Origin of the sequence: Thermaurantimonas sp. (genome assembly GCF_046299575.1) — a bacterium.
Taxonomy (GTDB): Bacteria; Bacteroidota; Bacteroidia; order Flavobacteriales; family Schleiferiaceae; genus Thermaurantimonas.
The window spans coordinates 1-9,447 of the sequence record NZ_JBKBHX010000011.1; the positions used below are offsets into that span (position 1 = coordinate 1).

Genomic DNA, 9,447 nt, shown 5'->3' on the forward strand with positions numbered 1-9,447 from the left:
CATGACCTTTAAGACCATGTGGTTTCAAAATTATACCTACAGGCACAAATTCTGATTTAGCCATTATATCTACCTGGCTTAAACCAAATAAATCATTTTTTACGCCTCTTCAGTAGCTGAATTCTCGGAAGCAGATTCAGCTGCGGCTGCATTTCTCCTTTCGATGCGCTGATTGTTATATGCTCTTTCAGCATCGATACGAGCTTGTTTTGCTTTTTCGCGCTTTGCAAGTAATTGTTGCTTTTTAGCTTGAATACGAGCTGCTTTTTCTTCCAGCCACTTACTAAACTTCTCTTCTGCTTGCTCTTCGGTGAGAGCGCCTTTCTTAACACCTTTTAGTAGATGATTTTTGAGAAGTACGCCTTCCTTTGATAAGATTGAGCGCACAGTATCAGTGGGCTGAGCACCGTTTTGTATCCAGCGTAGAGCCGATTCAAAGTTTAGTTCTACAGTAGCTGGGTCGGTGTTGGGGTTGTAGGTTCCCAACTTTTCAATGAATTTACCATCTCTTCTACTTCTGCTGTCGGCCGCTACGATGTAGTAGAATGCATGTCCTTTGCGACCGTGTCTTTGTAATCTGAGTCTTACTGCCATTTTTGAGTTTTTTTGGGTGCGAAACCCGGTTAAACGTTCTTATTTCAGCGCACAAATGTACAATAATAACTTCATCTTTAGGAGGTTCTAATCAAAAACCTGAAAATTTTATAAAAGTGTTATATCTTTCGTTTACAAATTCAACCTTTATGAGATCATTACACCCGTCTGCCTCAATAAAATCAAATTTTACTAATGAGCTATCTTTATCAATGCGTAAATTCAAAAGACCTTTTACAACTCTATAATTACAGCCAAGGGCAAGTTTTATGGTGTTTTGAGAATCTGTTTCATACTTTAGCGTAAAGTTTCTCGATTGTCGAGATGCAGTTCCTTGTAAAGTCAAAGTAAGAGTATCGTCAATAAAAGTGTACGTATTGAATCCATTGTGCCAAGTCATGATGGAATTGAGATTTAAAAGGTAATCTCTGTACGAAAAATTCGTTGAATGTACATTGAATTGCGGGTCAGATGAAACCGCCGAAATCGTAATAGAGCCATCAACTGGAATGTCGTCAACTCTAAAACCAATAAAGGAAATTATTATTGAACTACCTGTAAAACCATAATCGCCTTTTATAGCTGCTTCTATCTTTCCTCTACGCGTCTTTCCATCGGCACATAATTTTTGAATGTTGCCGTAGTCGATAGATAAAATATTTCCATTTTTAACCACAGTAGCTTGATCGATCACAACTTGTCCACCTGCAGCAACAGTTGGATTTCGAATACCTTCGTCAATTCGCCTCCACACCGATAGGAATTCACCCAAGACTTCAGCGTAGAGTTGAGTGTTTTCCACCTTTTCCGGACTAGGCAATAAAAATTCGTCCTCGCAAGAATAAATTGAAAAAACTGAAAAAAAGAGTATCAAAAAATGTCTTTTTGAATTTTTCATTTTAAATGTTTTCTAGTTTTTAAGTTCATTTTGAGCAGAACTTTTTCTTTTATAATATTCTGGGTTAGAAAGTGAGATATTAATTCCCATTCTAAAGTTTATAGCGTTTAATCGTTCTGGATTTAAAATTGCATTTATTTGATCTGTAACACCATATATCTGAATTCCCAAAAATTTAAACATAAAACCACCCCCAAAGTTTGAAAAATTATTGTTTATAACTGTGTAAGAACCCATGAAATAAAGCCATCTTGTTATAGGCATATGATATTGTGCTCCGAAAGCCAACATATTGGATATAGAAGTTTTGCGTAGATCAGCAAAAACTGATAGTCTTTGATTTTTGAAAAATTTATAGTCCACAAAAATAGAAAACCTGGCTGGTAAAGAAGTAGTGTAGCTCTCACCTGGTCTTTCTTGAATATTTAATGCCGAATTGATTGAATCAATAATCTGATCGAATGAATCAACTTGTTCGTCTTCAGCTAAATTGATATTCAAGCCATTGAAGTTAACGTTGCCGTTTGAGTAGTACTCTTTTAATTGTTCATTCCATTTAATGCTTCCGATATCGGCCACCACCGCTGAGATGCGTAGTTTATCGCTGAAGTCATAACTGGCAGCGATATCAAATGCAAAGCCATTGTTTCCAGTGCTGCCAGGTGAAAGATGGGTTCTGTAGTTAATCATTCTCTCAGTAAATTCAGAAAAATCTCCACTGCTTCGAATTAACACATCCGTATTCAGCGTCCATGCAGTATCGTAAAAACTCACCTGGGCAGTCGTAGATTCTGTTCTAAAGGACTGAATACCATTTATGAGTTTAATTCTTCCTCCGATAGTTAAATTTTTTAATCGAATTTGTCCACCAAAATGAATAGCAGAATAATCTGTAATATCAATTGTATTTCCTAATAAATTGATAGTTTGATTTTGAAAATGAGCATTTCCAAAATAGAGTAAACTCATCAAGTTATTTGGATATCCGAATAGAACAGATTTTTGATTATAAACACCACCAGAAAAATATAATTTTCCAATTTTTAAACCTACGAACAACAGATCTGTTCGAACATCTAAATTTAAATAATCTGAATTATCCATTCCTGAAATAGATTTTCGCAATACATCGTTTACATTACTCGTTTTTAAAAAGAATTCCATAGGGCGAAATGGCGTATTCTCGATCATCATTCCTGTATTGACAAATCCTAGCGTAAATTTTTCATTTACTGGAGCAGCTGGATTAACAATTTGTGTGTGTGCCACTGGATAAAATGTGTAAAATGAATAAGGAACTTGTCCATATAATCCACCAGAAATTATTATTAAAGCAATTAAAATCTTTTTCATCTCACAGGCTTAAATTTAAGTTTAGCTTTTGCAGCCAATCTTGTTTTGAAGTAATACGAATCGTATATTTTTACCGATTGATTTCCGTTATTTGGTGTACTAATTTTTACTCTCAAATAAAAACTTTTTGCGGCATTAAGTGCTGTCAAATCGTTTTCGTTTATCCTTAATGTTGATACATATGTATTGGGCGCAATCACCCGGCCAGATGAGTTAACAGTAGCTGGTTTTAAAATATCAACATTATAAATTCTTATAACAGAGTTTGTGATGGAATCTAAAAAAATGGCTGAAACAGACAACTCAAATGGAAATCCATTTTCACTTGCAAATTCAAATTCAATAAACTCAGGTAAATTTGTAGAATTAGATTTCCAAAATTTAAAGTTTGATATTTCTTTTTCAAAGTACATATCTTTAGCAGAAAATTCCATAGGAATCTCAAAAATTCCGTTTATTATTATCTCGTTGTTATTAAAAAGGAAATTGTTTGCTTTTCCATTAGGATTCAGTTGCAGTGAGCCACTTGTTATTAAAAATTCTGGTAATTTTTTGAGCATTTCTGCCAGATTACTGTTTGAGTTATTTAGCTGAACTTGAGTAGTAGAAAATAGACCGGGATTAGGAGCTTTAGATACTGTAATTGTGGGTATCTGTAGCAAAGTAACACTTCCAGCAGCTGAGGCTCCAGAGATATTTGGCTGAAAACCGATTTCTAATCCAGTATTATTGAAAATCGACAAATCCAATTTTGGATTACTAAACGTGATGCCTTCTCTAAATTTTTCAAGTCCTTTCATATTAAGGTTACTGTTGAATACAGGTAATTCAATCAGGCTACTTCCTATATAGCCTTCCATACCTGCGATTTTAATTTTTGATAAATTTATAAAGAAAGGAATAGGAGTACCTGCAGGGATGAATGAAGGGTACTGTAGCACGGAAGTGTTAAGCTGAAGCGTGTTATGTGATGTATTGTTTTTTGACAAATCAAGGTATCCGTTGTAAAAAATTGTTTTATGAAAGATGCCAGGTGTATTATTTATATTGTCAATTTGAAATGTTAAATTTCCGGTTTGATGCTGTGATTGAATGAACTGTAATGCCATTTCTACACCAGGGGGAACACTTGAGGGTATTGACCAAGAAATCTCTAATGTATCAAAGTAGATTTTCTTTATTTCAGCATTGTTGAATAGCGAAACAGAAATATCACCAGTGATCTGTTGGCCTGTAACCGCAGCTAAGGGTATAGTATCCTGGTCGGGAACAATCAGAGCTTTGGCCAAGTTGGTTCTTAAGATTGAATCTTTTTTTAGAATTATAGTAATAAAGCCATCTTGATCTGTTGAAATGAATGAAGTATCTCGCTTGATGTCTGAAAGTTTTAAGCTAATTTCACCAAAAGGAAACCAGAGTTCAGGGCTTAACTCTAAGTCTTTAAAAGAATTAAAATCAAATTTGTCTTTAGAGCACGAAAAAAAAAAAGCAGTACAACAAATATTAGCAGGCCAGGTATTTTCATGGCATGATTTATTTTTTGATATCAAATGTAAAAATGCCGTATAATAGACAACATGATATTTATTAGGATTGCAGATTGATATTACAATCCCGGTTTTTTATTTTATTTGCTCTCAAAGATTAGTAAGGATTAATGCTACAAGGCTTTATTTTAGGGCACAAAAAAACTTACTATTTTCATGGCTTCTACGTCTGATCCTTCAAAAGACATATTGCAATTATTGTCCGGCGAAATTGAAGTAGTGATAACTCAACCGCTTGAAGATGTATTGAGAATTCAACTTATAACAAGGAATAAAAAAAGAATTGAAAATCCATATTCCACAGTTTTTAAAGATAAAAGACCATTAGACATTCAAAGAGTAAATGATGAATCGCTGCAAGTGAATGTCGGTAAGTTTAAGGCGATTATTTACGAAAATCCGTTTCGAATAAGTTTTTATACAACTAAAGGTGAGTTAATCAATAGAGACGCTGATTTAGGAATTCAAATTCAAGAAAATGGCATAAGTGTACTAAAAGAGCTTCAGCAAGGTGAACGTTTTATTGGTTTAGGTGAAAAAACAGGACCCATTGACCGGAGAGGGTGGCAATATACGCATTGGAATACGGATGCTTTTGCCTATCATCAGGAGTTTGACCCGTTGTATAGCAGTATTCCTTTCTATATAGGCATTAATGGACATTTGCCTTATGGAATTTTTGTCAATAACACTTGTCGAACAGATTTCAATTTCGGAGCTTCAAACGATCGATTTTCATTTTTTAGGTCAACAGATGGATATATCGATTATTTTTTCATTTTCACCGGAGATGTTAAGGGGATAATTTCCAAATATTTAGACCTAACAGGACGACCTGAGCTTCCACCAGTCTGGGCGCTTGGCTACCAGCAATGTCGCTACAGCTATTATCCAGAAGAAGAGCTGCTGCTTTTGGCAGATACATTTAGAAAAAAGAAGATTCCTTGTGATGTATTATACCTCGACATCCATTATATGGACGAATATAAGGTGTTTACTTGGAATAAGGAGCGCTTCAGTGATCCCAAAAAGTTTTTGGCCGATTTAAAAGGTAAAGGTTTTAAAGTGGTCATTATTCAAGATCCGGGCATTAAGGTAGAAGATGGCTATGCTGCGTGTGACTCAGGGAAAAAAGAAGATGTTTTTGTGAAATATCCAGACGGAGAGTTGTATGTAGGCGAAGCATGGCCGGGAAGATGCTATTTTCCTGATTTTACAGATGAAAGAGCTCGCAACTGGTGGAAACGCCAGATGAGAGCACACTTTGAAGAAGGTGTTGCCGGATTTTGGAATGATATGAACGAACCAGCCGTTTGGGGAAAAAACTTCCCAGATTTTACTCGATTTACTTACGATGGGCAGCACACATCACACCTCCATGCACACAATGTGTATGGTATGCAAATGGTGAGAGCTACCTATGAGGCTCAAAAAGAGTTGCGACCAGACAAAAGGCCTTTTGCCCTTACAAGGGCAGCATTTGCCGGCACTCAGCGCTACGCCTGGAAATGGACAGGCGACAATATTTCGAACGAAGAACATCTTTTGCTCGGTCAGCGTCTCATCAATAGCCTATCGCTAAGTGGTTATTTTTTCAGTGGCAATGATGTAGGTGGATTCATCGGTGAATGTTGGCCCGAGTTATTTATGCGATGGATTGCCGTGGGAGCTTTTAATCCTTTCTTTCGCGGGCATTCTATGATCAACAGTCGCGATCACGAGCCGTGGTCTTTTGGAGAGGAAGCAGAAGAAGTCAGTCGCAATTTTATTACTCTTCGCTACAAACTGCTCCCTTATTTGTATTCAGCTTTTTATCAAGCTGTAATCTACGATGAGCCTGTGAATCGACCTATGGCCTATACACTATATTACGATGAGCGTTCCTTTAGCCACGCGTATGGCCATCAGTTTTATGTGGGTTCAAGCATCTTGGTTTGCCCGGTATTGCCAGGACAAGCATATGGAAAGGTATGGTTGCCAGAGGGAGATTATTATAACATGTTTACCAGTAAGATATATGCTGAAGGTGAACACGTCGTAGAGCTCCATCGACATCGAATTCCGGTATTTGTTAGAGCAGGTCATGCCCTGATGAGTGCTGAAGCAAGCGAAAATGCGGAAAATACGCTCAGAGGACCTTATCAATTTCACTTGTACAAAGGAAATAAACCCTCTTCTGGATTATTTTACCTCGATGAAGGCGAAGGATATGGATATAAAAATGGTGAATATTCCTTAATAAAATGGGAATTTATTCCAGGTAATGTACACCAATGGAAAATACAACATGTCGAAGGGAATATGTACTTTGATGTTTCGAAAACCGAAGTGTACTTACATGGATACACGGAGTCAGATGTGCTAGAAATAAACGGAAAAAAGCCAAGCTACTATAGCACAGAGTGGATGTGGATAGCTCCGGTGTCATCCTTTGACCCGTATTTTAAACAAACAGACCGATCGACCATTATTAAGGTAATAAAAGTATCAATGTGACTACTGAAGTCTTGTACCATAAAGTTTTTAAACATTCCGATCCCAATGCAGATTGGGTAACCATGGTTCATGGTGCGGGGGGTAGTTCTAATATTTGGTACAAGCAGTTGAGAGATTTTCGGAAGCACTTTCACATACTTTTACTGGATTTACGCGGGCATGGAAATTCAAAAAATCCCTTCCAAAATTGGATGCAACGAGAGGGGTATCAATTTTCTGATATTTGTGATGATGTAATAAAACTTCTGGATTTTTTAAAAATTGAAAAATCCCATTTTGTGGGTATTTCCTTAGGCACCATTATCATAAGAGAAATTTCAGAAAAGTATCCCGGTCGGGTGCAGAAAATGGTGTTAGGTGGTGCGGTAATACGCTTTAATCTGAGGAGCCGCATTCTTGTGCGATTAGCTCATGCTTTAAAGCGTATATTGCCTTTTATTTGGATTTATAAAATCTATGCACACATTTTAATGCCTAAAAAGAGGCATGAAAAATCCAGAAATTTATTTATAAACGAAGCCAGGAAGATTTATCAAAAAGAGTTTTTGCGTTGGATAAAAATCACTTCACAGATTAAGCCGTTGATGAAGCTTTTCAGGGAAAATCCACCAAAACATCCAACGCTTTATCTGATGGGTGATGAGGATTATATGTTCTTGCCATCGGTACAAATCATTGCCTCACAACACAAGAATTCGCATTTAGAAATAGTTCCCAAAAGTGGTCACGTGTGCAATGTAGATCAGCCAGAATTTTTCAATGAAAAGGCCATCCAATTTTTAAAAGGTTTAAACCTCTATTGAATTTCGAAAATTCCTCTTGCATTTGGATACTCATCGGGCAAATGATTGCTTGAAACCACGATGAGTTTTTTTGGAAGTTGCTCCAGTACAAGAGATTTATACCATTGCACTCCTGTAGCATCCAGATTAGAAGTGGGCTCATCGAGAAAAAGAAAGGGTACTTGTGTATAAATAGCTAATCCAAGCCTTACGCGTTGTTTCATTCCCGAGGAAAAACTTTTTATGGGTTTTTGCCCTGTAATTGGCAGCTGAAAATTTATATACAAATCATCTGTGTTTGGTAGTTGTAATGCGCGAAAGGCAGCGTAAAAATCCACTAATTCTTTTAAGGACAGTTCTTCTGGAAGCTCTTGATAAGGAGTGGCAATTGAAATAAGTGATGTAAAACGTTCTGTGATCTGCACGCCATCAATCAAGGGTTTAACCTCACCAGCGGTGGGCGCAAGTAGTCCACATAGTATTTTGAGCAGGGTTGATTTACCACTTCCGTTGCGGCCTGTAATGGCGTAGAGTCCTGGACCTTCTAGTTCGAAAGAAAAATCTTTGAAAACGAGTTGATTTCCAAACCTTTTAGAAAGGTTCTGCGCTTTTAGAACTATTTTTTCCAACGGTGTAGCCTTTCATGATTCCTCGTTGTGAATTTCGGATAAACGAAATGATTTCATCTCTTTCGTCAGAGGGTTCTATTTCCAGTTCGATGATTTCCAGAGCTTGAGAATAGTTGTAATTCTTTTGAAAGAGGATGCGGTAAATATTTTGAATGTGGTTGATTTTTTCGTTTGAAAAGCCTCGACGTCGAAGGCCAATGGAGTTTATACCCACGTAGGAGAGAGGTTCTTTAGCGGCTTTAACGTATGGAGGAACGTCTTTTCTCACAAGGCTACCACCACCGATCATGGCATGTGCGCCGATATGCACAAATTGATGAACTGCACTCAGACCACCGAGTATTGCGTAATCATCAATCACAACGTGACCAGCCAGAGTTGTGCCATTTACAAGGATGACGTTGTTACCAATAATGCAATCGTGTGCAATGTGAGCATAAGCCATAACGAGCACATTGTCGCCCACTTTCGTGTAGCCTTGAGCACTTGTTCCTTTATTTATGGTTACGCATTCGCGAATGGTGGTATTATTGCCGATAATGGCAGTGGTATCTTCGCCGTTGTACTTAAGGTCTTGAGGTATAGCCGAGATCACTGCCCCCGGAAAGATTCGGCAGTTCTTTCCAATGCGAGCACCGGGGAAAATGGTTACGTTGCTGCCGATCCAGGTACCCTCTTCGATCACAACGTTTTTGTGAATAACAGTGAAGGGCTCAATTACTACATTATCGGCTATTTTGGCTGAAGGGTGTACGTAGGCTAAAGGCTGTGTCATGTCTATCAATCATTTCGTTCTTTAACAATTTGAGCAGTGAGCTGAGCTTCCATCACTAATTTGGAGCCTACAAAGGCCTCCCCATGCATTTGTACTATACCACGTCGAATAGGCGATATCAATTCGAGTCTAAAAATAAGTGTATCGCCGGGCACTACTTTCTGTTTAAACTTTACTTCATCAAGGCGCAGAAAATAGGTGAGATAATTGTGCGGATCGGGCACCGTGCTAAGCGCGAAAATGCCACCTACCTGGGCCATAGCCTCCACCTGTAATACACCAGGCATCACTGGGGCTCCGGGAAAATGGCCTACAAAGAAGGGCTCATTCATTGATACTGATTTAACACCGATCACTGAATGGTCATCGATAT

The 9,447-nt window shown here is 37.7% G+C and carries 9 protein-coding genes; 2 read left to right on the forward strand and 7 right to left on the reverse strand.

Annotated elements, in window-relative coordinates:
- Positions 1 to 99: 99 nt before the first annotated feature.
- The 4 genes from ACK4EX_RS11540 to ACK4EX_RS11555 all read right to left on the reverse strand — a co-directional run bounded on the left by ACK4EX_RS11540 (position 100) and on the right by ACK4EX_RS11555 (position 4,395).
- The gene (locus ACK4EX_RS11540; RefSeq protein ID WP_409772982.1) at positions 100 to 594 is read right to left on the reverse strand and encodes a 30S ribosomal protein S16; all 495 of its coding nucleotides are present in this window, start codon (positions 592 to 594) and stop codon (positions 100 to 102) included.
- 91 nt (positions 595 to 685) lie between these two features.
- A complete protein-coding gene (locus ACK4EX_RS11545; protein ID WP_409772984.1) occupies positions 686 to 1,396 on the reverse strand; it encodes a hypothetical protein in 711 nt (236 codons plus the stop codon).
- A 108-nt stretch (positions 1,397 to 1,504) separates the two neighbouring features.
- Entirely contained in the window at positions 1,505 to 2,845 is a 1,341-nt protein-coding gene (locus tag ACK4EX_RS11550; RefSeq protein WP_409772986.1) for a DUF5723 family protein, read from the reverse strand.
- A complete protein-coding gene (locus tag ACK4EX_RS11555; RefSeq protein ID WP_409772988.1) occupies positions 2,842 to 4,395 on the reverse strand; it encodes a hypothetical protein in 1,554 nt (517 codons plus the stop codon). The genes ACK4EX_RS11550 and ACK4EX_RS11555 overlap by 4 nt, the downstream gene beginning before the upstream one ends.
- A 153-nt stretch (positions 4,396 to 4,548) precedes the next feature.
- On the opposite strand from ACK4EX_RS11555, the gene ACK4EX_RS11560 reads away from it, so the two are divergent.
- Together ACK4EX_RS11560 and ACK4EX_RS11565 are read left to right on the forward strand one after the other, a co-directional pair.
- Entirely contained in the window at positions 4,549 to 6,888 is a 2,340-nt protein-coding gene (locus ACK4EX_RS11560) for a TIM-barrel domain-containing protein (protein ID WP_409772990.1), read from the forward strand.
- Positions 6,885 to 7,691, forward strand: coding sequence for an alpha/beta fold hydrolase (locus ACK4EX_RS11565; RefSeq protein ID WP_409772992.1), 807 nt, complete (start codon positions 6,885 to 6,887; stop codon positions 7,689 to 7,691). Before ACK4EX_RS11560 ends, ACK4EX_RS11565 begins: the two co-directional genes overlap by 4 nt.
- On the opposite strand, the gene ACK4EX_RS11570 is transcribed toward ACK4EX_RS11565, so the two are convergent.
- The 3 genes from ACK4EX_RS11570 to fabZ all read right to left on the reverse strand — a co-directional run.
- Positions 7,685 to 8,299 carry an ATP-binding cassette domain-containing protein gene (locus ACK4EX_RS11570; protein WP_409772994.1) on the reverse strand — a complete coding sequence of 205 codons (615 nt, stop codon included), beginning with the start codon at positions 8,297 to 8,299 and terminating at the stop codon, positions 7,685 to 7,687. The genes ACK4EX_RS11565 and ACK4EX_RS11570 overlap by 7 nt on opposite strands.
- Entirely contained in the window at positions 8,262 to 9,074 is an 813-nt protein-coding gene (gene lpxA, locus ACK4EX_RS11575) for an acyl-ACP--UDP-N-acetylglucosamine O-acyltransferase (RefSeq protein WP_409772996.1), read from the reverse strand. The genes ACK4EX_RS11570 and lpxA overlap by 38 nt, the downstream gene beginning before the upstream one ends.
- Before the next feature lie 5 nt (positions 9,075 to 9,079).
- Positions 9,080 to 9,447: 3-hydroxyacyl-ACP dehydratase FabZ (fabZ, locus tag ACK4EX_RS11580; RefSeq protein ID WP_409772998.1), on the reverse strand; the 368-nt coding region annotated here is incomplete at its 5' end.